This window comes from Rhodospirillum rubrum ATCC 11170, assembly GCF_000013085.1.
Classification (GTDB): Bacteria; Pseudomonadota; Alphaproteobacteria; order Rhodospirillales; family Rhodospirillaceae; genus Rhodospirillum; species Rhodospirillum rubrum.
In genome coordinates this window covers 3,377,770-3,401,047 of record NC_007643.1, presented here as the reverse complement: position 1 = coordinate 3,401,047, position 23,278 = coordinate 3,377,770, and the positions used below count along the sequence as shown (strand labels likewise).

Sequence of the window (23,278 nt, the reverse complement as noted above, 5' to 3'; positions counted from 1 at the left end):
AGGGAAAAGCGGCGAACCCCATTACTTTCGCGCGACCCGGGCCTGCTCGCTTGACCCGAGCGGCTGGGCGCTCCTATGCTCCGCCTGACTCCAGGGGGGGTCCGTCGCCATCATCAGGGATCAGGTAAGGCCTTGGCCAACGTCGTCAATCACGAAAAACAGCGCGAAGGGCGGGAAGACGCCCTTGATGTGCTTCTCACACTGGTCGGCGGCGACCTGAAAAGGGTCAATGAGATCATCGTCGAACGGATGCACAGTCCGATCGCCCTGATCCCGCAACTGGCCGGCCATATCATCGCCGCCGGCGGCAAACGCCTGCGGCCGCTGCTCACCCTCGCCTCGGCCCGCCTGTGCGGCTACGAGGGCGAGCGCCACGCCCAGCTCGCCGCCTGCGTCGAATTCATCCATACCGCCACCTTGTTGCATGACGACGTGGTCGATGAAAGCCTGTTGCGCCGGGGCCGCGACAGCGCCAACGCCCTGTGGGGCAACAAGGCCAGCGTGCTGGTCGGCGACTTCCTGTTCTCGCGCTCCTTCGAACTGATGGTCGAGGACGGGGTGCTCAAGGTCTTGGGCATCTTGTCCCACGCCAGCCGGGTGATCGCCGAGGGCGAGGTTGCCCAGCTGATCACCGCCAATGACATGGCGACGACCGAGGCCCAGTACCTTGAGGTCATCCGCGGCAAGACCGCCCAGTTGTTCGCCGCCGCCTGCCGCATCGGCGCCGTCGTCGCCGAACGCCCGGAGGCCGAGGAAGAGGCGCTTGACACCTATGGCATGACCCTGGGTATCGCCTTCCAGCTGGTCGATGACTATCTGGACTATTCGGCCCGCCAGCAGGATCTGGGCAAGACGGTCGGCGATGATTTCATGGACGGCAAGATCACCTTGCCCGTCATCCTGGCCTATCAGCGCGGCACCGACGACGAGCGCGCCTTCTGGCGCCGCTGCATGGAAGCCCAGGACATGGCCGAGCCCGAGAAGGATCTGGCCAAGGCCATCGAGCTGATGACCCGCTACGGCACCCTGGCCGAGACCGTGGAACGCGCCCGCCACTACGGCGAACGCGCCCGCTCGGCCCTGGACATCTTCGCCGATGGCCCGGCCAAGGCGGCTTTGGCCGGCATTGTCGATTTCTGCATCGAACGGGCCCGATAAGGCGCGTTTTCTGCTTGCGCCCCCCGGGCCGGGGGGCTATAACCCCGGCCCTCGGACGGAGTGTAGCTCAGCCTGGTAGAGCACTGTCTTCGGGAGGCAGGGGCCGGAGGTTCGAATCCTCTCACTCCGACCAAAAAAACCCCAGATGGCCTAACGGCTTATCTGGGGTTTTCTTTTGCCCGGAATTTGAAATCGCCCGAGATGATCCGGCCCTCGGCCGCGTTAGGCCAAGAAGACCCGCCAAACCCCCGCGGTCTTGGTCCGAGTATTGTCCCAGACGTCTTTGATCACGCCGCCGCCACCCCTGTTGCCGGTCGAGGGTGGGCGTTGCTCGGGGATTGACGATCTTTCCGCCGACCGCCACCTTGGTTAGACACACAGCCGGAGTGCGTGCCATGGCAGGGGAAGACGCCAGCCCGATGGATCAGGATCGCATCGCCGGGGAGCGCCGTCAGGCGGCCTATGACGCGGCGGCGGACGAAGGCCTGCTTGGTATCAAAGACGTGACGATCGGCGGCCGGGTTCCCTCAAGGCTTCTCGCCGCGGCTAAAAAGCGCTCCGGGGCCGGAAATACCAGCGAGTTGCTGCTCTATGCCTTGGCGAAAGTGGCGATCGAGGATGACTTCGGCCCAAGGCTGCTGGCCCGCAAGGGGCAGGTGCCAAGGGGGACGCTTGAAGGCTGACCTCGCGCGCGCTCTGCGCCGTCTTCGGCCCGACCGGATAACAACGGCGCCGACCCGCCGCGCCGATGCCGATCTGCCGTTCGTCGATGATCGGGCGGCTGTCGGTGGACCGCTTGTTCTCGATACCTGTGTTTATATCGACGTACTGGAAGGCAAGTCGCCGCCGCTCGTCGATGACCTTTTACAAAGACGCCCGATTTTCCATCTCGCGGTCATTCTTGGCGAGCTTTGTCATGCGTTTGGCCGTCTTTCTCCCGGTCATCCGGGAACGGCGGCAATCCTCGCGGTCTTGCGCGATACGATCGAAGATATTCCCCGCCATCGGGTGGCCGCTCCATCGGTCGGGGTCATGATGGAAGCCGGAATTCTGGCTGGCCTGCTCTTTCGTCTGGGGTCTTTGCCCAAGGGGCGGGAGGGTGCGGCTTTCAACGATGCCGTTCTGTTTCTTCACGCCCTGGAAAAAGGTCAAACCGTGTTGACCCGGAACCTGCAAGACTTCGATCTGATGGCGCAGATCGCCCCCGCCGGACGGGTTCTTTTCTATCGGGCGGTTTCCTAAGGCGGCCCAGCCAAGCAACCCCGGGGCGGGTTTGGGCGTTTTGGCGCGAGCGGCGGGCGATCTTTGCCGTTTGGCCTCCCGTTTGGGCGGGCTGTCGGCTATTGTCAGTGCCGCGCCCCTGCCTCCGACCCCGGAGATTTCATGCCCGATCCCACCACCCTGTCCGCCTGGGCGGCCCTTGCCGCTCACGCTCCGACCTTGAGCGATCAGCCGCTGCGCGTTCTGTTCGACGCCGATCCCGACCGCTTCGCGCGCTTCCATCTGCGCTTCGAGGATCTGGTGCTCGATTACTCGAAAAACCGCATCACCGGCGAGACCATGGCGCTGCTGGCCGATCTCGCCCGCCAGAGCGGGGTCGAGGCCCGGCGCGACGCCATGTTCGCCGGGGAGCCGATCAACACCACCGAGGGCCGCGCCGTTTTGCATGTGGCCCTGCGCGATCCCACCCCCACCCCGGTTCTCGTCGATGGCGCCGATGTGAAGCCGGCCATCGCCGCCGTTCTCGCCCATATGGAGGCGTTTTCCGAAGCGGTGCGCAGCGGCGCCTGGACAGGGGCGACCGGCAAGGCGATCACCGATGTCGTCAATATCGGCATCGGCGGCTCGGACCTCGGGCCGGTGATGGTGGTCGAGGCGCTCAAGGCCTATGCCAAGCCCGGTCTGAGGGTGCATTTCGTTTCCAATGTCGATGGCACCCATATCGCCGAGACGCTGAAGGGGTTGTCGCCGGAGACCACGCTGTTCCTGGTCGCCTCCAAGACCTTCACCACCCAGGAAACCCTGACCAACGCCCATACGGCGCGCGACTGGCTGGTTGGCGCCCTGGGCGAGCCGGCGGTGGCCCGCCATTTCGCCGCGCTGTCGACCAACGCCAAGGCGGTCAGCGCCTTTGGCATCGATACCGCCAATATGTTCGAATTCTGGGACTGGGTGGGCGGGCGCTATTCCCTGTGGTCGGCCATCGGCCTGCCGATCGCCATCAGCGTCGGTTTCGCCAATTTCCGCGCCCTGCTCGATGGCGCCCATGCCATGGACACCCATTTCCGCGAGGCGCCGATCGAGCGCAATCTGCCGGTGATCCTCGGCCTGCTCGGCGTCTGGTATGGGGATTTCCTGGGCGCGCGCGCCCAGGCGGTGCTGCCCTATGACCAATATCTGCACCGGCTGGCCGCCTATCTGCAGCAGGCCGATATGGAAAGCAACGGCAAGCGCACGACCTTGGACGGCAAGACCGTGGCCTACGCCACCGGCGCGGTGCTGTTTGGCGAGCCCGGCACCAATGGCCAGCATTCCTTCTATCAGCTGATCCACCAGGGAACCTCGCTGATCCCTTGCGATTTCATCGCTCCGGCGATCAGCCATAATCCGCTGGGGCGCCACCACGCCATCTTGCTGTCGAACTTCCTGGCCCAGACCGAGGCGCTGATGCGCGGCAAGACCGAGGCCGAGGCCCGGGCCGAGTTGGCGGCCCAGGGGCTGGCGGGCGAGGCCCTTGAGGCGCTGCTGCCCCATAAGGTCTTCCCCGGCAATCGGCCGACCAACGCCATCCTGGTCAAACGCCTTGATCCGCGTACCCTTGGCATGCTGATCGCCCTTTATGAACACAAGATCCATGTCCAGGCGACGGTGTGGAACATCAACGCCTATGACCAGTGGGGGGTGGAACTGGGCAAGCAACTGGCCAAGGCGATCCTGCCCGAACTGGAGGACGCGACCATTTCCCCGGCCCATGATAGTTCCACCAATGGCCTGATCGCGCTATATAGGGAGTTCAGCGCCGGGTAACCCCCAGATGTAGCCCCCAGCGAGAGGGACGCCGATGACGATCCGTTTGTTGCCGCCGGTCCTCGTCAACCGCATCGCCGCCGGCGAGGTGGTTGAACGTCCGGCCTCGGCGGTCAAGGAACTGGTCGAGAACGCCATCGATGCGGGGGCCTCCCGCATCGATATCACCATGACCGACGGCGGCCGCGCCCGCATTCTGGTGGTCGACGACGGTCGGGGCATGGATCCCGGCGAATTATCGCTGGCGGTCGAACGCCATGCCACCTCGAAGCTGCCCGGCGACGATCTGCTTGATATCCACACCCTGGGGTTTCGCGGCGAGGCCCTGCCGTCGATTGGCTCGGTCGCCCGCCTGACCCTGACCAGCCGGGCGGCGGGGGCTGGCGACGCCTGGGCTTTGACGGTCGAGGGCGGCGCCAAGGGCGAGCCCGAACCGGCCAGCCATCCCCAGGGCACCCGGGTCGAGGTCCGCGACCTGTTCTATGCCACCCCGGCCCGGCTGAAATTCCTCAAGGCGCCGCGCACCGAGCAGATGCACGCCGTCGATGTCGTCCACCGCTTGGCGATGGCCCATCCGGCGGTCGGCTTCACCCTGTCGGACGGCACCCGCCAGCAGATCCGCCTGTCGGGCGCCCAGGGCGAATTGTTCGAAGCCCGGCTGACCCGCCTGGGCGCCATTCTTGGCCGCGAGTTTTCCGATAACGCCATTGCCATCGAGGCCGAGCGCGAGGGCATCCGCCTGACCGGCCATGCCGCCCTGCCGACCTATAACAAGGCGACCAGCGCCGGCCAGTACCTGTTCGTCAATGGCCGGCCGGTGCGCGACAAGTTGCTGCACGGCGCGGTGCGCGGCGCCTATCAAGACGTGCTGGCCCACGACCGCAACGCCGTTCTGGCGCTTTATCTCGATCTGCCGCCCGAGATGGTCGACGTCAACGTCCATCCGGCCAAGGCCGAGGTCCGCTTCCGCGATCCCGGTCTGGTGCGCGGGCTGATCATCGGCGCCCTGCGCCATGCCCTGGCCGCCGCCGGCCACCGGGCGAGCAGCACGGTCTCGCTGGCCGCCCTGGGGGCCCTGCGCCCGGCCCAAGGATCGGGCGCTCCGGCCCTGCCCTGGGGGGCGGGCGGCTATGGCGGCGGAGCCTCCCATCCGGGATTGGAGGAGCGCCGCAGCGCCTATGCCGCCCAGGCTCCGGCCGGAACGCCCGATCCTTGGGCCGGGCGGGGAATGGGGGCCGGAGGTGGAAGCGGGCAGGCGGCGATGGCCTGGCTGGCCGGGGCGCCCCCGGCCGCCCCACGCCTGGCCGGCGAGCCCGAAGCCCCGCCGACGGGGGCCGAGGATTTTCCCTTGGGCGCGGCGCGCGGTCAGATCCACGACACCTATATCATCGCCCAAACCCGCGATGGCGTGGTCATCGTCGATCAGCACGCCGCCCATGAACGGCTGGTGATGGAGCGGATGAAGGCCGCCCTGGCCGAGCGCGGCGAGGTCGCTCGCCAGATCCTGCTGCTGCCCGAAGTGGTCGAACTCGACGAACCGGGGGCGGTGCGGGTGGCGACGGCGGCGGCCGAGTTGGCCAAGCTGGGGCTGGTGGTCGAAGGCTTCGGCCCCGGCGCCGTGGTGGTGCGCGAGGTGCCGGCCCTGCTCGGCGATACCGACGTCAAGGGGCTGGTCGCCGATCTCGCCGAGGGGCTGGCCGAATGGGGCACCGCCCAGGCCCTGGAGGACAGGCTGGGCGATGTGGTGGCGACCATGGCCTGTCACGGCTCGGTGCGGGCCGGCCGGCGGCTGCGCATCGAGGAGATGAACGCCCTGTTGCGCGATATGGAGCGGACTCCGCGCGCCGGCCAATGCAATCATGGCCGACCGACTTATGTTGAGCTAAGATTGGGCGACATCGAACGGTTGTTCGGCCGGCGCTGAGGCGGCGGAGGACGGCGGTTCTGGAACCGGGGAGGGGCCGCGCTTTTGGGGCGTGGTCTAAGGGGAATGGGATTTCGCGAAAAAATGGGCCGCTCGTCACTCGTCGTGTCCGCTGTCTTTGCCGGGGGCTCGCTGCTGGGCGCCCTTTGCGGGATGGGACCCGCCTTCGCCGAACCACCGACCGCCGATGAGTTCCGCACCCTTGATACGGTGCCCGATCGCATGGCCGCCTGTTCGGATGCCGGGGCCGATGCCTATGAATCGGGGGATGCCGAACAGATCCGCAAGGCGATGGACGGCGAGATCGCCTGTCTAACGGTGATCGCCGCCGATCTGGGGAAAACCTTTTATGGGGCCGAGGCCTTCGGCGCCGATGGCATCGAAGGCGCGCTCAAGCGGCTGAGGGATCCCTTGGGCCGGCTTTACGCCACGGTGCAGAACGATCCGGTCGCCTGCGCCCCGGCCTGCGGCACGCTCTACACCATCCAAAGCGAAGACATGTATCGCCGTTTTCTCGCCACGCTCATCCTTGATATCAGTGAACGGCTGAAGGATGACAGCCCGGTTCATTCGGAGTAGCGGCTTGGCGAGCACGCCCCTTCGTCAGCGGGAGGCCACCTCGTGTCGGCGTCTCTGACCCCCGGCCGCGCCGCCGCGCCGGCCGAGGCCGCCGATCGGCTGGGCCTTTTGCGGGCGGGCGGCAAGGCGGCCCTGGCGCGCGCCCTGGCCGGCCTGGAAACCGCCCCCGACGCGCTTGAAACCACCACGCTGCTGGCCCAGGCCCATGCCGCTCCCCGGGCCCGGGTGATCGGCATCACCGGACCGCCCGGGGTTGGCAAGTCGACGCTGGTCAACGGCCTGATCACCCACTGGCGGGCGGCCGGGAAAACCGTGGGCGTCATCGCCATCGATCCCAGTTCCCGGCGGTCGGGCGGCGCCCTGCTTGGCGATCGCACGCGGCTGAGCGTCGATCCCGAGGATCGCGGCGTCTTCGTCCGCTCGATGGCGGCGCGCGATCATCTGGGCGGCTTGGCCGGGCTGACCGTGGCGGCGATGGTGCTGATGCGCGCCCTGTTCGACGTGGTGCTGATCGAGACCGTCGGCGTCGGCCAGTCGGAAACCGAGGTCAGCCGGGTGGTCGATACGGTGGTTTTTTGCGTTCAGCCCGGATCGGGCGATAGTTTGCAGTACATGAAGGCCGGCATCGCCGAAATCCCCCATCTGGTGGTGGTGACCAAGGCCGATATGACGCGCGAGGCCATGCGGGCGCGCGCCGATGTCGAAGGCGCGCTGTCGTTGAGCGATGCCGAGGACGATTGGACCGCCCAGGTGCTGATGGTCAGCGCCCGGATGGGCGACGGCGTTGACGCCCTGGCCCGCGCCATCGACGAGCATGGCGCCTATTTGGCCAAGGGCGACCGCATAAGGGCGCTCCGTCATCTTCAGGCCGAGGGCTGGCTGAAGGACTCGGTGCGCGAGCGCTTCGGCCGCGAGGGCCTGCGCAAGGCCGGGCCGCTGGCCCTGGCCCCCGGGGAAAGCCCCTTTGACCGGCTGGCCGTGCTGGCGCGGGAACTGGCTTGACCTTCTCGCCCCCGGCCGTTACCCCCTGACACGCGCCGGGATGATGGCCCCGGGACTTTTGTTTGGGCCCTGGGATATCGGGAACCGATGATCATCCATACGCTGCACCGCTATATCCTGCGCAACCTGCTCGTCGGCCTCGCCGTGGGGTCGGTGGCCTTGATCGTGTTGATCTGGCTGATCAATTCCCTGAAGTTCCTCGATTGGTTCGTCAACAAGGGGCTGTCGGTCGCCACCTTCCTGCGCCTGACCCTGCTGCTGATGCCGGGCTTCCTCACGGTCTTCATTCCCATCGCCTTGTTCGCCGTGGTGCTGTTCACCTACAACCGGCTGGCCGCCGACCGCGAACTGATCGTCATGCGCGCCGCCGGCATGGGGCCCTGGCAATTGGCCCGCCCGGCCCTGGCGCTCTGCGCCGTGCTGACCGGGGTGGGCTATTGGCTGACGCTGTCGGTGGTGCCAGCGATGGAAGGGGCCTTCGAGGCGATCAAATACGAGGTGCGCGGCGAGGTTTCGAGCTTGGTCATCAAGGAAGGCCAGTTCAATCAGATGAAGGACGGGCTGATCGTTTACGCCGGTGAACGGGCCAAGGACGGCCGGCTGATCGATCTGATGATCCACGATACCACCGGCAAGACCAGCGATCTGACGGTGATGGCCGAAAGCGGCGCCCTGGTGCGCGAAGGCGAGGGCGCGCGCATCTTGCTGATCAATGGCAACCGCCAGGAACGCAACCGCCAGACCGGTAAGGTCAATTTCCTGTATTTTGACAGCTATGCCGTGGATCTGGGCGGCAAGGCGGCAAGCACCGAAATGCGCTTTCGCGAGGAACGCGAAAGGCCGCTGTCGGAGCTGATTTCGCTCAAGGCCGGCGATCGCATCGATCCCGATTATCCCTTTACCTATGAAGAGCGCCATATCCGGCGCATGCGCATGGAGGCCCACCTGCGGCTGTTGCGGCCTTTGGCCCATATCGGCTTCCTGCTGATCGGTCTGGCCGCCGTGCTGACCGGCGAGTTTGATCGGCGCGGCGGCAATAAGCGGGTGATTTTGGCCGTCGCCCTGGTCGTGCTGTTCCAGGCCGGTAGCCTGGGGGCGGCGACGGTGGCCAAGAAATCCCTTGATGGCCTGCTGCTGCTTGATCTGATGACGCTTCTGCCGATCCTCGTCGGCTGGATCTGGCTGGTCTGGCCTTCCGAGCGCTGGGGGCGGCGGCGGCTGGCGCCACGGCGCGGGCGGACGGCGGCCCCGGCCCTGGGCGGCGGAGCGGGACGATGATGACGACCCGGACGGCGCGCGAGGCGGGTGAGGCCGAGGCGGCGGGGCCATCGACCCTGCGGCTGGTCGGCCGGCTGATCAAGGATCATCTGGCCCAGCAATGGGGGCTGATCGCCCTGGCGGTGCTGTGCATGCTGGCGGTGGCCGCCTCGACCTCGGCGATCGCTTGGTTGATGAAGCCGGCGGTCAACGACGTGTTCGCCCGCCACGACCGCGACGTGCTGATGCTGATCGCCCTGGCCTTTCCGGTGGCTTTCGTCCTCAAGGGCTTGGCCAATTACGGCCAGCGCACCCTGATGAACCGGGTGGGGCTGCGGGTGGTGCAGCGCTGTCGCGAGGCGCTTTACGATCACCTTCAGGGCATGGATATCGCCTTCTTCGCCCAGCAGCAGACGGCGGCCCTGGTCAGCCGCTTCACCGTCGATCTGACCTTGCTCAAGAACACCATCACCTCGGGGATCATGGTGGTCGGCCGCGACGCGGTGACCATGGTCAGTCTGGTGGTGTCGCTGTTCCTTCTTGATATCGAACTCGCCCTGATCGCTGTGACCGTGTTCCCCGCCGCCGTTTTGCCGATCGCCCTGCTTGGCAAGCGGGTGCGCAAGGCGGCGCGCGGCATGCAGGCCCAATCGGGCCAGCTTGACGCCCTGCTGCTTCAGGTCTTCCAGGCGATCCGCGTGGTCAAGGTCTATAACGCCGGCGAGCACGAGCGGGCGCGGGTGGCGGCCACGGTCGATCGCATCTATCGCCACCTGATGCGCTCGGAACGCATCGGCGCGGCGATTTCGATGGTGGTCGAAATCCTGTCGGGCTTCGCCTTCGCCGCCGTGGTCATCTATGGCGGACAGCGGGTGACGGCGGGCGATCTTGATCCCGGCACCTTCTTCGCCTTCATCACCTCGTTATTCCTGCTCTATCAGCCGATCAAGCGCATCGGCGGCGTCAATGTCGTCGCCCAGGAAGGCATGGCGGCGGTGGAGCGGATGTATGGGGTGATCGACACGCCGCCGGCCCTGCGCGAGGGCAAGGACGCCCCGGCCCTGGTTGTTGGGGGGGGCGAGATCGTGTTCGACGACGTGCGTCTGACCTATCCCACCCAGGAGGGGCCGGCCCTCGATGGCTTATCGTTTCGCGCCCCCGCCGGGGCGACGGTCGCCCTGGTCGGTCGCTCGGGGGCGGGCAAATCCACCGCCTTGCAACTGGTGCCGCGTTTCTATGACGCCGATGGCGGCCGGGTGTTGATCGACGGCCAGGACGTGCGCGCGGTGACCTTCCGCTCGCTGTGGGCGGCGATCGCCATGGTCACCCAGGAAATCATCCTGTTCGATGACAGCGTGCGCGCCAATATCGCCTATGGCCGCCCCGGCGCCAGCCAGGCCGAGATCGAGGACGCCGCCCGCCACGCCGCCGCCCACGACTTCATTCTGGCCCTGCCCGAGGGCTATGACACGGTGATCGGCGAGCAGGGAACCCGGCTGTCGGGTGGTCAGCGCCAGCGTCTGGTCATCGCCCGGGCGATGCTGAAGAACGCGCCGATCCTGCTGCTTGACGAGGCGACCAGCGCCCTTGACACCGAAAGCGAACGCCATGTCCGGCAGGCCTTCGAGCGCCTGCGCCAAGGCCGCACCTGCATCGTCGTCGCCCATCGCCTGTCGACGGTGATGAACGCCGATATCATCCATGTGATCGATGCCGGGCGCATCGTCGAATCGGGCTCCCACGCCGCCCTGCTGGCCGAGGGCGGTTTGTATGCCGACCTCTGCGCCACCGATCTGTCCGACGAGCCGGCCGAAGACCCCGAGGTCGTGCCCGCCTAGGGGCAAATCCCGAGCGATCTGAACCAGATTGCGACGACGATTTTCTTGACTATCAAGACCTTAGAGCGGTGATGGGGGCCAGACTTCACGGTCCCCGCTCTCAGTCTCTGGTCGCCGCCCGGTCGGAAGCGTCCTGGTCGTCAGGCGGCGTCGTGCAAGGCGGCTTCAACCGCTTGCGGGTTATGCTTGATGACCAGCATCAAGGCGCGTGCCGCCCGATCCGGGCGCCGTCGCTTCTGCTCCCATTCCTGCACCGCGCGGATGTCGAGGCCGAAGCGGCGGCAGAAGGCGCTGCGGGTAAGGCCCAGTCCCTTGCGGATCGCCGCCACGTCCACATCATCGGGAACCAGGACCTCGTGCGTCACCAAGCCCTTTGTCTTGCCGTCCATGTAGGCCACGGCCTCGGCCATCGCCTCTATCAGGTCATCGCCCATCTTGCTCATGGTTCCTGCCTTTCCGCTGATAGGAGTTTTTCCGCCCGACGGGTGAAGGCGCTCAGTTCCACGATGGTGATTGGCTTGGTGATCATAGGGCGACGATGCGGCATTGCCGCAATGGAGGCAAATGAAATTCACCAATGGTTGTTATCGCGGGAAAGTGGAATGCTCGATCACTCCGCCGTTGGGATGATCATCCACGACGGGATCGACGGTGTCAGGGTGGCGCCGCCATCCTCGGCGAGGATCGGGCCGCCGAGGCGGGCGAGGCGGAGCAGGGCGAGGCCGAGGGTCTGGCCATCGGCGCGCACCAGACCCGAGCGCATCTCTCCGGCGTCCAGGCCTTCCCCGGTGCGCAGCGCGCTGCCCGGGGCGGGCAGGGGGCCGTCGATGGCGACGGGGATCAGGCGTTTTTTGACGAGGCCGCGGTATTTGGTCCGCGCCGTCAGTTCCTGGCCCATGTAACAGCCCTTCTTGAAGTCCACGCCGCCCAGTTCCTCGAAGCCGTTTTCCAGAAGCAGGGCCTTTTCGGGCTCAAGGTCGTCGCTGCCCTCGGGCAGGCCCAGGGCTAAGCGATGGGCCTGCCACAGGCTTTCCTCGCCGAGGGGCAAAGGCGGCTTGGCGGCCGCTTCGGGCAGCAGCAGGTGAACGCCCGCCGCGCTCAGCCGGGGATCGACGAAGGCGAGGCCGCCGCCATCAAGGGCGCGCATCGCCCCCGGCCGATCGGGTAAACCCAGGCTGGCCGCCGCGTTGCGGCCGGGGATCACCGCCACCGTCCAACCGCCGGCAAGATCGAGGGTGACCTTCGAGCGCAGGCGGTAGCGCGACAGGCGGGCGCGCAGGTCTTCCAGGCGGGCCGCCTCGCCGACCAGCAGCAAGCGGGCGCTTTCCCCCTCGCCAACGGAAACGACGAAGAAATCATGGAGATATTTGCCCTGGGGGGTGAGGAATGCCGCCCATAACGCCTGTTCCGGTCCGGCCCGGGTCACGTCATTGGAGACCAACCCCTGAAGGAAGCTCACGCGGTCCGCGCCGCTTAGGCCGAGAACGCCGCGATCGGGGCGGGGGCACAGCACCGGCGGGCTGACGGCGGAAGGGTCGGCAGGGGTCATCGGGACACTCCGGCAGGGATGGGCGGGACGCGGTGGGTATCACCACACACCCCTTCGCAGGTATGGTGCGGCGGCGGCGTTGGCAAGCCGGGGGGTGGGGGGGTATAAGGTCAGAACCACCGCCGGGACTTTATCATCCCTTTTTCCTGCCCGCGATGCCCGCCGTTTTGGAGCCGCCATGAAGATCGCCATCGCCGACGCCGGTCCCGCCTTTGACGGGACCTCGCCCGAAGCGCGCCCTTTGGACGGCGCGGCCCGGGCGGTCTGCGGTCTGGCCGCCGCCCTGGCCGGGCGTGGCCATCGCGTCAGCGTCCATAATTCCTGCGCCCAGGCGGTCGAGGTGGCCGGGGTGTCCTGGCGGCCGCTGCCGGTCGGCTGGCAGGGTGGCAAAGAGGGCGCGCGCCTGGAGGATGTCGAGGCGCTGATCGCCATCGATCAGCCGGCCCTGCTTGATCTGGCCGAGGGGCCGGCGGTGCGGCGCATTCTGCTGCCCTTCGCCGCGCCCGGTCCGTTGGCTTGGCCGCTGGCCCGCGATCCGATCGAACGCCATCAGCCGCTGACCGCCTATCTCGGCCTGACCCAGCGCACCGCCGCTCCCCTGTTGCCCGGGCATTCGACGGTGATCGCGCCCGGCGTTTCGGGCGCTTTCCGGCCGCGGATCGGCCAGGGGCCCAGTGATCCGCCGGTCGCCGTGGTCACCACCCATCCGTTGCATGGCCTGGATTGGCTGCTCGACCTGTGGGAGGACGTGATCGTCCGCGAGGTGCCCGCCGCCCGGCTGCATGTCTATTCGGCGCTGCTCCACCGGGCGCTGGGCGGCGAGGTCATGCCCGGCGCCCTGTCCCGGCTGACCGACCGCGTGCGCGGGCTGGCCGGGCGCGGCGTCGAGGTTCGCGCGCCCTTGGGCGAAACGGCGATGGCGGCGGTTTATCGCGCCGCCACCCTTCATCTTTACCCCGGTCATGTCGATGACATGACCTGCTGGACCCTGGCTGAGTCGCAGGCCTGCGGCCTTCCCGCCGTGGCCCGCGCCCTGGGCGCCACCAGCGAGCGGCTGGTCAACGGCGAGACGGGCTATCTGGTCCCCGACGGGGCGGCCTTCGCCAATGTCGCCGTGCAGATCCTAGTTGAACCGGCGGTGCGGCGCAGTCTGTCGGCCGCCGCCGCCGACCCGGGGCGGCTGCGCCCCTGGGAAGCCGTGGCCCTTGATATCGACCGTATTTTAACCGCCTGAGTTTTCTCCTCCGGCGCCCCCTGCCGGGTCGCCTGATTTTCCTTTTCTTCCCGGTGATTTATCGGAGTCCCCATGGGTTTGCGCATTCTTCAAGTCATGGCCGGTGCCGAACAGGGGGGCGCCGAGCTGTTCTTCGAACGCCTGTGCATCGCCTTGCACCGCGCCGGTCTGCACCAGCACGTGGTGATGCGCGAGGCCAGCGTCCGCTTGGCGCGGATGCGCGAGGCCGGGTTGCGCCCGGTGCTGCTGCCCTTTGGCGGGCGCTTCGACTTCAAGACCGGCCGGGCGCTGCGCCAGGAGATCGCCCGCTTCCAGCCCGCCGTGGTCCTAAGCTGGATGAACCGCGCCACCCGCTTCGTCCGTCCGGGCAATCACGTGTTCTGCGCCCGGCTCGGCGGCTATTACGATCTGAAGTACTATCGCGGCTGCGACTGGTTGGTCTGCAACACCGAAGACATCCGCGATTATGTGATCAAGCAGGGCTTTCCCGCCGAACGCGCCGTCCATCTGCCCAATTTCGTGCCCCAGCAGCATATGGCGCCGACCGCGCGCAAGCTGCTTTACACCCCGGAAAACGCCCCCCTGGTGCTGGCTTTGGGCCGGCTGCACGAGAACAAGGCCTTTGACGTGCTGTTGCGCGCCCTGGCCCTGGTTCCCGATGTCTATCTGTGGCTGGCGGGCGAAGGGCCCTTGCGCGCCTCGCTGGAAACCCTGGCCCAGGATCTCGGCGTCAAGCCCCGGGTGCGCTTCCTCGGCTGGCGCGACGATACCCCGGCCCTGTACGCCGCCGCCGATCTGGTGGTTTTCCCCTCGCGTCACGAGCCGCTGGGCAATGTGGTTCTGGAAGCCTGGGCCCAGCGCACGCCGATGGTGTCGACGCGCACCGATGGTCCGGCCCGGCTGATCACCTCGGGACACAACGGCCTGCTGGTGCCGATCGACGATCACCGGGCGATGGCCGGGGCGATCCGTCAGGCCTTTGGCGAACCGGGCCTGGGCGAGGCGATGGCGCGGGCGGGCTGGGACAGCTATCTCGCGGCCTATACCGAGGAGAAGGTGGTGGCGAGCTACCGGAGTTTTTTTGAAACCATCGTCGCCGAGCGCTCCGGCGCCGTCGACCGTGGGTGAGCGGACGGGGACCGGCGCGGCATGTGTGGCATAGCGGGCATGGTGACCAAACTCGGGCGGAGCGTGCCCGAAGGACTGGCCGACCGATTCGCGCAAAAGCTGGCCCATCGCGGGCCCGATGGCAAAGGGGTGTTCGAGGCGCCCGGTGTGCTGCTGGTTCAGGCCCGGCTGGCGATCATCGATCTGTTGACCGGCGATCAGCCGCTGCATGGCCCCGACGGACTGGTGCTGGTGGCCAATGGCGAGGTCTATAACTACCGCGAACTGCGCGCCGAATTGGGCGAGGGGGTGTTCCTGACCCGCTCGGACTGCGAACCGCCCTTGCACCTTTACGCCCGTCGCGGGCTGGCCGGGTTCGATGTGCTGCGCGGCATGTATGCCATCGCCCTGTGGGATCCGCCGCGCCGCCGGCTGGTGCTGTGCCGCGATCCCTTTGGCATCAAGCCGCTTTATTACGTGGAAACCAACGATGGCGTGGCCTTCGCCAGCGAGCCCCAGGCGCTGATCGGCGCCGGTCTGCTGCCCGCCCGGGAAGACGCCGCCGCCGTCGACGAGCTTTTGCAGCTGCAGTTCACCTGCGGGGCGCGGACGATCTTCCAGGGGATCCGCCGGGTTTTGCCCGGGGAAACCCTGGTCTTCGAAGACGCCCAATTGGTCGAGCGCCACCGGCGCCCGGCGCTGCCCGCCGTCCGCGAGCGGGTCAGCCCGGCCGATCCTTTGGCCCTGCTGGACCATGTGCTTGAAGACAGCCTTGATCTTCATCAGCGCGCCGACGTGCCCTATGGGCTGTTCCTGTCGGGCGGCATCGATTCATCGTCGGTGCTGGCGATGATGGCCCGGCTCAACGAACGCCCGGTGCTGGCCTTCACCGCCGGCTTTCCCGGCACCGAGGTCGCCGACGAGCGGGCCGATGCCCGGGCGGCGACCAGGGCGGTTGGCGCCCGGCATGTGGAGGTGGCGGTCAGCGAGGGCGATTTCCTGGAGCATCTGCCGGCGATCGCCGCCGCCGTCGATGATCCGGTGGCCGATTACGCCATCGTCCCAACCTGGCTGCTCGCCCGCGAGGCGGCGAAATCGGTCAAGGTCGTGCTGTGCGGCGAGGGTGGCGACGAACTGCTGGGCGGCTATGGCCGCTATCGTAGCGCCATGCGCCCCTGGCCGCTGGCCCGTCCCTTGCGCCGCAAGGGCCTGCTTGATGGCCTGGGGCTGCTGCGCGGCGGCGGTGGACGAAACTGGCGCGCCGGCATCGCCCGGGCCGAGGTCGAGGCCCGGGCCCAGGGCGGAAGCCGGCTGATCCGCGCCCAGCGCGTTGATTGCGCCGATTGGCTGCCCCACGACCTGCTCAACAAGCTTGACCGCTGCTTGATGGCCCATGGCCTGGAGGGGCGGGTGCCCTTCGTCGATGTCGATGTCGCCCGCTTCTGTCTGCCGCTGGCCGATGGATTGAAAGTGCGCGACGGCATGGGCAAATGGATCTTGCGCTCCTGGCTGGAACGCACCCTGCCCGAGGCCCGGCCCTTCGCCCCCAAACGCGGCTTCAGCGTGCCGGTCGGCGAATGGATGAGCCGCCATGGCGATCGCCTGGGGCCGCTGGTCGCCGCCTCGCCGGCGGTGGCGGCGCGGTGCCACGGCGAGGCCGTGCGCGCCCTGTTCACCCATCCGCGCAAGGAGACGGCGCTCGCCGCCTGGATCTTGCTTTACTATGCGCTGTGGCACCGCCGCCATATCGTCGGGCTGGCGCCCGAGGGCGATGTGTTCCACTGCCTGTCCACCGCCGCCTGAGGCGGCCGGCGGGGAGATCTTTGGCATCCCTCCTTTGAAGAAAAAGACCAAGAGCGCGACGCCTTTTTCGAACCGAAGACGCTATCTGTGGAGAGACGAGACGTGGCCCAGTCCTATGATCTGATCCTCAAGGGCGGCACCGCCGTTCTGCCCGGCCGTACCATGCGCGCCGATATCGCCGTGTGTGGCGGCAAGGTGGTGCGCGTCGGTTTCCTCGATGCCGGATCGGCGCGCCAGACCATCGATTGCGCCGGCTTGCACGTGCTTCCCGGGGTCATCGATACCCAGGTGCATTTCCGCGAGCCCGGTCTAGAGCACAAGGAGGATCTGGAAAGCGGCACGCGGGCCGCCGTTCTGGGCGGGGTGACCGGCGTCTTCGAGATGCCCAACACCGCACCGGCCACCGACAGCCCCGAGGCCCTCGAGGAAAAGCTGACCCGGGCCCAGGGCCGCACATGGTGCGATCACGCCTTTTTCCTGGGGGCGAGCGCGGCTAACGCCGCAGCCCTTGGCGGCTGGGAACGCCGGGATGGTTGCGCCGGGGTCAAGATCTTCATGGGATCGTCGACCGGCTCGCTGCTGGTCGATCAGGACGAGGCGATCGCCCGGGTCCTGGCCGGCGGCTTCCGCCGGGTCGCCGTCCATTGCGAGGACGAGGCCCGCTTGAAGGAGCGCAAGGCCCTGGTGGCCGATGGGGCTTCGGTGGCGCTTCATCCCGAATGGCGCGACGTGGAAACCGCCCTGGCGGCGACGCGGCGCCTGCTGGCCTTGGCCCGCCAGGCCGGACGCAAGGTGCATGTGCTGCATGTGACCACCGCCGAAGAAATGGCCCTGTTGCAAGACAACCGCGACATCGCCAGCGTCGAGGTGACCCCCCAGCATCTGACCCTTGCCGCCCCCGATTGCTACGAGGGGCTGGGGACCTTCGCCCAGATGAACCCGCCGATTCGCGAGGCTCGCCACCGCGAAGCCCTATGGCGGGCCCTGGAGCAAGGCGTCGTTGATATCATCGGCTCCGATCACGCGCCCCATACCCTGAAGGAGAAATCCCTTCCCTATCCCAAAAGCCCCTCGGGCATGCCCGGAGTGCAGACCCTGGTTCCGGTGATGCTTGATCATGTCAACACCGGCAAGCTGAGCCTGGAACGCTTCGTCGATCTGACCAGCGCCGGACCCGCCCGGGTTTATGACATCGCCGGCAAGGGGCGGATCGCGGCGGGCTATGACGCCGATTTCACCGTGGTCGATATGAACGCCGAACGCACCATCACCAACGAATGGATCGCCAGCAAATGCGGCTGGACACCGTTTCATGGGCTGAGCGTGCGCGGCTGGCCGGTGATGACCATCATTCGCGGGGCCATCGTCATGCGCGACGGCGCCCTTCAGGGGCGTCCCTTGGGGGCGCCGGTGCGTTTTCATCCCCTGCCGCCCCTGACGAAGGAGTCCGCCGTTCTTCGGTAAGCGGGCTGTGACAGCGGGGCGGAAGGCGATAAGCTGACCCGCTTGGTTATGGCAAAGGGATCCGCATGATCAATGGACTGGCGGACTCGACGGGGTGGATCGCAGGCGGCGTCGGGGATGGCGCCCAGATAGCCCTGTGGGTTCTGGGAGGCGGCTTCCTGGCCGGGGCCTGGGCGTGGTCCCTGCGCCTGGCCTGCCGCAGGGGCGAGCGTTTGGCCCGGGCCCGCGGGCCGCATCTGCTTGATAACCTCGATGAAGCGGTGGTGGTGACCGGGGGCGATGGGCGGGTGGCCTATCGGAACCGGGCGGCGGCAAGGCTGCTTGCCCACCTCGCGCCGACCGCCGGCAGCGAACCCTCGCTGGATGGCTTTTGGGAAAAGGCCCTGCCTTTGCGCCCGGCGCGGACCACCGACGGGCTGGTCGTCGAGCGGCGGTTGATCGAAGGAGGCAGCCTTGACCAGGGGGTCTGTCTTCTGGCGATTCGCCAAAGCCTGCCGCCGGGCGCTTTCACCCTCGACCCGGCCGAGGCGGGGAACGCCGCCGGCCTGTCGGGGCTGACCCTATGGACCTTGCTTGATGTGTCGCATTGGCGGCGGCTTGACCAGACGGTTACCGAGCGCGAGGCCCGGCTGAGCGCCGTGCTCAATGCCATCGACGAATCGATCATGCGCATCGAGCCCGATGGCCGTATCGGCTTTATCAATACCGCCGGAACCGTGATCCTCGGGGTGGCGCGCGATCAGGTGATCGGTCAGCCGCTGGCCGCCTTCTCGCCACCGGCGGTGGCCTGGGTCCGCCAGACCCGGGTGCGCGAGGTGATCGATGGCGGCAAGGCGGTGCGCTTCGTCGATCGCAGCGGCGATCGGTGGCGCGAGCACACCTTTTCCCCAATCCCGGATGGCGAGGGGCGAACCGTGGCCATCGCCGCCTGTTCGCGCGATGTCACCGCCGAAAAGCGGGTTCATCAGGAGTTATGCCGACGCGAGCAGTTCATTCGGCTGATCACCGACAACCTGCCCGGCGTCGTCTTCTATGTCGATGAGGCCGACACCTTCAAATTCGTCAATCGCCGGGTGACCGACTGGCTGGGCAAGCCGCCGACCGATCTGCTGGGACGGCCCTTCCGCGAGGGCGTCGATCCGCTGCTCAATGAGGCCACCCTGGCCGGCCGCAAGGCGGCGCTGGCCGGGGAGCGGGTCGACTTCGATTCCGAGTTCGTCGATCCCGATGGTCACACGCGGCGCTTCCAGGCGACTTTCATCCCCCACCTCGAAGGCGGCGAGGTTCTGGGGTATGTCGGGCTGCTTCTTGACACCACCAAGCGGGTCGAAGTGGAAGCCGCCGTGCGCGACGCCCTGGCCCGGGCCGAGGCGGCCAGCACCTCGAAATCCCGCTTTCTGGCCGCGGCCAGCCACGATCTGCGCCAACCGATGCAGGCGCTCAACATCTATGTCGGTCTGCTGACCCGTCAGGTCCGCGAGCAGCCCCGCGCCTATGAACTGGTGCAACGGGTGGGGCAATCGGTCAATGCCCTGGGCGACCTGCTCGATTCGCTGCTCGATGTGTCCAAGCTCGATGCCGGCATCGTCACCGCCGCCCCCCAGCCCTTCGCCGTGAACAATATCCTTGAGCGCATGGATACGGAGATGCGGCCGCTGTTCGAGGCCAAGGGCCTGCGTTTCCGGGTCGTCAAAAGCGCGCTGATGGCCTGTAGCGATGATACGCTGGTGGAACGGATCTTGCGCAATCTTGTTACCAACGCCTACCGCTATACCCAGAGCGGCGGCGTGGTTCTGGGATGCCGGCGACGGGGCGGGACCGTGGTTTTCCAGGTCTGGGACAGCGGCATCGGCATTCCCGCCGACCGTCTGGATCTGATTTTTGAAGAATTCTATCAGGTGGGCAATCAGGGGCGCGACCGGGCCCAGGGGCTGGGCCTGGGGCTGGCCATCGTCCGCAGGCTGTCGCAGTTGCTTGGTCATCCCGTCGCGGTGCGCTCCGAGGTTGGCCGGGGAACGATGTTCGAGGTGGCTTTGCCCCAGGCCTCGCCCGAAGAGATGGAAGCGGCCGTGACCTCGTGGACGGCCACCGGCCTGCCGGCCATCCGCGATGGCACCCTGGCGGTGGTGATCGACGATGACAGCGCCGTGCTCGACGGCATGGCCCTGCTGCTCGAGGACTGGGGCTTCGACGTGGTGGCCGCCCAGGACATGCTGGAAGCCTTCGAGGCCTTGCGCGGGTCGCCAAAGGCGCCGGCGGTGATCATCGCCGACTATCGCCTTCAGGCCGGGGGGACCGGCGTGGCGGCGGTGCAAAGCCTGCGTCAGGCCTTTGGCGTGACCATCCCCGGGGTGATCGTCACCGGCGATACCTCGCCCGAGCGCCTGCGCGAGGTCACGGCCAGCGGCTTTCGTTTGCTGCACAAGCCGGTGCGCACCTTCGACCTGCGCGCCGCCCTGGCCGAGGAAATGGGCGAGGACGCCCTGGAAGGGATTCCGCCCCAGCGCCGGGGCGCCTGAGTCGCGCCCCGCTTTTGTCAGAGCCCCCCTTTTGTCAGAGCCCCCCTTTTGTCAGAGAAGGACTGCGCGATGCCCGAGACGCCGGCCTGCGGGGGAGAGTGCAAGCGATCCCTGGGCTTCGAGTTCACCATGGCCTTTCAGCCCGTCGTCGATCTGCCCACGCGGCGCATTTATGCCTATGAGGCCTTGGTGCGCGGCGTGGACGGCGAGGGGGCCCAGGCGGTTTTGGCGCGGGTTACCCCCGAGACCCTTTACGCCTTCGATCAGGCCTGCCGAACCAAGGCGATCGAACTGGCGGTCGCCCAGGCGATGACCGCCCGCCTCAATATCAATTTCCTGCCCAATGCGGTCTACCACGCGGAAACCTGTTTGCGGCTGACCTTGGACACCGCCCGCCGCCTGGGCTTTCCTATGGACCGCATCACCTTCGAGTTCACCGAGAACGAAAGGGTGATGGATCGCGACCATCTGCGCGCCATCGTCGCCACCTACCACCGCTTCGGCTTTCAGACGGCGCTGGATGATTTCGGAACGGGCTATGCCGGTTTGGGGCTGCTGGCCGATTTCCAGCCCGATTGCCTGAAGATCGACCGTCTTCTGGTCGAGGGCATCGGCGAGGATCGGGTGCGGCAGGCCATCGTCGGCGGACTTGTCGGCATCTGCGAGCGGCTGGCCATCGATGTGGTGGCCGAGGGCGTGGAAACCCTTGGCGAATTGCGTGCCCTGGTCGCCATGGGCATCACCCGTTTCCAGGGCTACCTGTTCGCCCGGCCCAAGCTTGGCCGGTTGATCACCGAGGCCGAGATCGTCTTTCCCGACCTGGGGTGACCTATCCCGAGCCGGGATAACCCTTGGAAAACGCGCAAAAGAAAGGCCCCCGTGAGGGGGCCTGATCTTCCTTCGGATGGCGCGAGTGACCGGACTTGAACCGGCGACCTCTGGCGTGACAGGCCAGCGCTCTAACCAACTGAGCTACACCCGCGTCGTTCCGAGGTGGCGGTTTATATCGGTGTCTTTCGGGGGGCGCAAGCAAGAAATGCGGTCTTATCGCATTTTTTTATCGGGGGGTCGTCGTCGCGGCCAAAACGGCGCCATTCCGCGCCCGATGATAAAAACCCCCCGCGCGAAGTTCGCGCGAGGGGCTAAAAACGGAGAAAAACAGGAAAACCGCAAGGTCAAGGCGGCCCACATCGGGCCGGGGTGCCTTGATCGGCTTTTACGCCTCCAGTTCCACGGTCTGTCCGGGCGCGCTGACCTGCCGGGGGGCGGCGGCCGCCGCCGGGCGACCGGTATCGGCGCGGGAGGCGCCCGACGGATCGACCGTGGTGGTCTGGCTGACGACCGAGGCGGCGACTATGCCCGAAGCCTGGGTCTCGGCCGGCCCTTCGCCGTCGGTGACCTGCTGAACCTCGCTGGTCTTTTCAACCACCTTGCGGTCGGTGACTTCGACCTTCTCGGCTTGGACCACCGTGGCCTGAGCGTCCTGATTGCGTTGATAGGCCTCAAGCTGGTCGCGGGAAGGAACCTGGAATTGCACGCTTCCGTTGTTAAAGGAGTATTTGGCGACGTTCACATAAAGCTTGGGGTCGAGAATCATGCGCGGGTTGAGCAAGGGACCATCGCCGTTGGGCCGCCGGCTTTCCTGCCGGGTCGCCGTCGCCCCGCTGGGGGCCACCGCGTCCTCGGTCGGTAGAGGGGCCGCCGGTTCGATCCGGGGGGGCGCATAAGCCTGCGCCGCCAAAGCGGTGCCGCCGAGATCAATGTTCTGCTGGGAGTCCATGGCCTTCTGCCCTCCAAAGATATCTGACCATGATCATGCTCTTGGGGCGGGCGCTTTGACAACAAGTCGCTGCGCTCAAAGGTAACCCAATGAATGTACTCGGCGTTTTAGGAGGGGAGAACGGCCTGACTCGCGCCGCAAGGGCGGGTTTTTCGCGACTCGGGATTTTTGTCAAGAAGAAAAGACCAAACGGTCCCGTGAAGGGAGCGTTTCCCGCACGTATGGGGCGTGGGAAAATGGTGCCGCCGGGGTGAATCGAACACCCGACCCCACCCTTACCAAGGGTGTGCTCTACCCCTGAGCTACGGCGGCATGCCAGCGTCCCGCGAAGGGACGGCCAAGGGGCCCAAAAGGCCCCGTTTCCCGAGGGATAGACCCGATGTCAAGGGTCGGCGGGAAGGCGCGCAAAGTGACACAAGGCGCCGGTCCTGGCAAGGCGCTTTTCCAAAGAAAAAGGCCGATAGCGGACCGGGAAACTGGTGCCGCCGGGGTGAATCGAACACCCGACCCCACCCTTACCAAGGGTGTGCTCTACCCCTGAGCTACGGCGGCACGATTTTCCGCGAGAAATCCGGGAAAAGCCCGGGCCCCTCGAAGGCGGCGGAAAGTGCCACAGCGCTTCGGGGGATGCAAGGGATGATTTCGGCGTTTTTTGGTTTGCCGGGACGGGGATCGCGGGCACAATCGCCCCCATGACCCAATCCCGCGATTTTGACGACAAGGACGGTGGCGCGCCCAAGGCTCCTCCCACCCGCCGCCAACCCGCCCCGCAGCGCGATGTCGACCGCCTGGAACGCGAGGCCGCCGCCTTGCGCGAAAACCTGCGCCGGCGCAAGGATCAGGCCCGCGCCCGCGCCAAGCCGTCCGCGGATTAGGCCTTCGGTGGGTCGATCTCTGCTTAATCTGTTGATTCTAGACAAAAGTTTCTAAGCGAATCGCGGTCTCTCGCGCTCAGTTTTGATCTGGCGCGCCGCGCCGTTATGGGATAGGAAACGCCCTTCCGTCGCCGGGCCGCAGAATCAATTCCGCCGGCCCGC

19 protein-coding genes and 4 tRNA genes are annotated in these 23,278 nt (G+C 67.0%); 17 read left to right on the top strand and 6 right to left on the bottom strand.

Going from position 1 to position 23,278, the window contains the following annotated elements:
- The first annotated feature begins 132 nt into the window (after window positions 1-132).
- The 10 genes from RRU_RS15240 (at window position 133) to RRU_RS15195 (ending at window position 10,785) form a co-directional block, all read left to right on the top strand.
- Window positions 133-1,158, top strand: a complete 1,026-nt coding sequence (locus RRU_RS15240) for a polyprenyl synthetase family protein (RefSeq protein ID WP_014626480.1) — start codon at window positions 133-135, stop codon at window positions 1,156-1,158.
- A 56-nt stretch (window positions 1,159-1,214) separates the two neighbouring features.
- A tRNA-Pro gene (locus tag RRU_RS15235) sits at window positions 1,215-1,291 on the top strand.
- Between the two features lie 262 nt (window positions 1,292-1,553).
- Window positions 1,554-1,841, top strand: coding sequence for a hypothetical protein (locus RRU_RS15230; protein ID WP_011390699.1), 288 nt, complete (start codon window positions 1,554-1,556; stop codon window positions 1,839-1,841).
- Window positions 1,831-2,400, top strand: a complete 570-nt coding sequence (locus RRU_RS15225; protein ID WP_011390698.1) for a type II toxin-antitoxin system VapC family toxin — start codon at window positions 1,831-1,833, stop codon at window positions 2,398-2,400. The genes RRU_RS15230 and RRU_RS15225 overlap by 11 nt, the downstream gene beginning before the upstream one ends.
- 141 nt (window positions 2,401-2,541) lie before the next feature.
- Window positions 2,542-4,185 (top strand): glucose-6-phosphate isomerase, encoded by a 1,644-nt coding sequence (gene pgi / locus RRU_RS15220; protein ID WP_011390697.1) that lies wholly within the window; start codon window positions 2,542-2,544, stop codon window positions 4,183-4,185.
- Window positions 4,186-4,219: 34 nt separating this feature from the next.
- A complete protein-coding gene (gene mutL / locus RRU_RS15215) occupies window positions 4,220-6,109 on the top strand; it encodes a DNA mismatch repair endonuclease MutL (protein ID WP_011390696.1) in 1,890 nt (629 codons plus the stop codon).
- An 84-nt stretch (window positions 6,110-6,193) separates the two neighbouring features.
- Entirely contained in the window at window positions 6,194-6,688 is a 495-nt protein-coding gene (locus tag RRU_RS15210) for a hypothetical protein (protein WP_011390695.1), read from the top strand.
- A 42-nt stretch (window positions 6,689-6,730) separates the two neighbouring features.
- The gene (locus RRU_RS15205; protein WP_011390694.1) at window positions 6,731-7,690 is read left to right on the top strand and encodes an ArgK/MeaB family GTPase; all 960 of its coding nucleotides are present in this window, start codon (window positions 6,731-6,733) and stop codon (window positions 7,688-7,690) included.
- An 87-nt stretch (window positions 7,691-7,777) separates the two neighbouring features.
- Window positions 7,778-8,968: an LPS export ABC transporter permease LptF gene (gene lptF, locus RRU_RS15200; protein ID WP_011390693.1), complete on the top strand. Its 1,191-nt coding sequence runs from the start codon at window positions 7,778-7,780 to the stop codon at window positions 8,966-8,968.
- A complete protein-coding gene (locus RRU_RS15195; protein WP_014626477.1) occupies window positions 8,965-10,785 on the top strand; it encodes an ABC transporter ATP-binding protein in 1,821 nt (606 codons plus the stop codon). Before lptF ends, RRU_RS15195 begins: the two co-directional genes overlap by 4 nt.
- 140 nt (window positions 10,786-10,925) lie before the next feature.
- Here the strand turns inward: RRU_RS15195 and RRU_RS15190 are convergent, their stop codons facing one another.
- Complete coding sequence (locus RRU_RS15190) at window positions 10,926-11,228, bottom strand: helix-turn-helix domain-containing protein (RefSeq protein WP_014626476.1); 303 nt, start codon at window positions 11,226-11,228, stop codon at window positions 10,926-10,928.
- A 167-nt stretch (window positions 11,229-11,395) separates the two neighbouring features.
- A complete protein-coding gene (locus RRU_RS15185; protein WP_011390690.1) occupies window positions 11,396-12,334 on the bottom strand; it encodes a YgfZ/GcvT domain-containing protein in 939 nt (312 codons plus the stop codon).
- 178 nt (window positions 12,335-12,512) lie between these two features.
- On the opposite strand from RRU_RS15185, the gene RRU_RS15180 reads away from it, so the two are divergent.
- The 6 genes from RRU_RS15180 to RRU_RS15155 all read left to right on the top strand — a co-directional run bounded on the left by RRU_RS15180 (window position 12,513) and on the right by RRU_RS15155 (window position 21,289).
- Window positions 12,513-13,568 (top strand): glycosyltransferase, encoded by a 1,056-nt coding sequence (locus tag RRU_RS15180; protein ID WP_011390689.1) that lies wholly within the window; start codon window positions 12,513-12,515, stop codon window positions 13,566-13,568.
- Between the two features lie 72 nt (window positions 13,569-13,640).
- Window positions 13,641-14,696: a glycosyltransferase gene (locus tag RRU_RS15175; protein WP_011390688.1), complete on the top strand. Its 1,056-nt coding sequence runs from the start codon at window positions 13,641-13,643 to the stop codon at window positions 14,694-14,696.
- A 21-nt stretch (window positions 14,697-14,717) separates the two neighbouring features.
- Complete coding sequence (gene asnB, locus RRU_RS15170; RefSeq protein ID WP_011390687.1) at window positions 14,718-16,478, top strand: asparagine synthase (glutamine-hydrolyzing); 1,761 nt, start codon at window positions 14,718-14,720, stop codon at window positions 16,476-16,478.
- A 102-nt stretch (window positions 16,479-16,580) separates the two neighbouring features.
- Window positions 16,581-17,942 carry a dihydroorotase gene (locus RRU_RS15165; protein ID WP_011390686.1) on the top strand — a complete coding sequence of 454 codons (1,362 nt, stop codon included), beginning with the start codon at window positions 16,581-16,583 and terminating at the stop codon, window positions 17,940-17,942.
- 65 nt (window positions 17,943-18,007) lie between these two features.
- The gene (locus tag RRU_RS15160) at window positions 18,008-20,461 is read left to right on the top strand and encodes a PAS domain-containing protein (RefSeq protein WP_011390685.1); all 2,454 of its coding nucleotides are present in this window, start codon (window positions 18,008-18,010) and stop codon (window positions 20,459-20,461) included.
- Window positions 20,462-20,530: 69 nt separating this feature from the next.
- Window positions 20,531-21,289, top strand: a complete 759-nt coding sequence (locus RRU_RS15155; RefSeq protein ID WP_011390684.1) for an EAL domain-containing protein — start codon at window positions 20,531-20,533, stop codon at window positions 21,287-21,289.
- A gap of 77 nt (window positions 21,290-21,366) precedes the next feature.
- On the opposite strand, the gene RRU_RS15150 is transcribed toward RRU_RS15155, so the two are convergent.
- The 4 genes from RRU_RS15150 to RRU_RS15135 form a co-directional block, all read right to left on the bottom strand.
- Window positions 21,367-21,443, bottom strand: a tRNA-Asp gene (locus tag RRU_RS15150).
- Window positions 21,444-21,677: 234 nt separating this feature from the next.
- A complete protein-coding gene (locus RRU_RS15145) occupies window positions 21,678-22,241 on the bottom strand; it encodes a hypothetical protein (RefSeq protein ID WP_011390683.1) in 564 nt (187 codons plus the stop codon).
- A 237-nt stretch (window positions 22,242-22,478) separates the two neighbouring features.
- A tRNA-Thr gene (locus tag RRU_RS15140) sits at window positions 22,479-22,553 on the bottom strand.
- Between the two features lie 165 nt (window positions 22,554-22,718).
- Window positions 22,719-22,793 (bottom strand) — tRNA-Thr (locus RRU_RS15135).
- A 140-nt stretch (window positions 22,794-22,933) separates the two neighbouring features.
- On the opposite strand from RRU_RS15135, the gene RRU_RS15130 reads away from it, so the two are divergent.
- Window positions 22,934-23,116, top strand: coding sequence for a hypothetical protein (locus tag RRU_RS15130; RefSeq protein ID WP_011390682.1), 183 nt, complete (start codon window positions 22,934-22,936; stop codon window positions 23,114-23,116).
- Window positions 23,117-23,278: the final 162 nt, after the last annotated feature.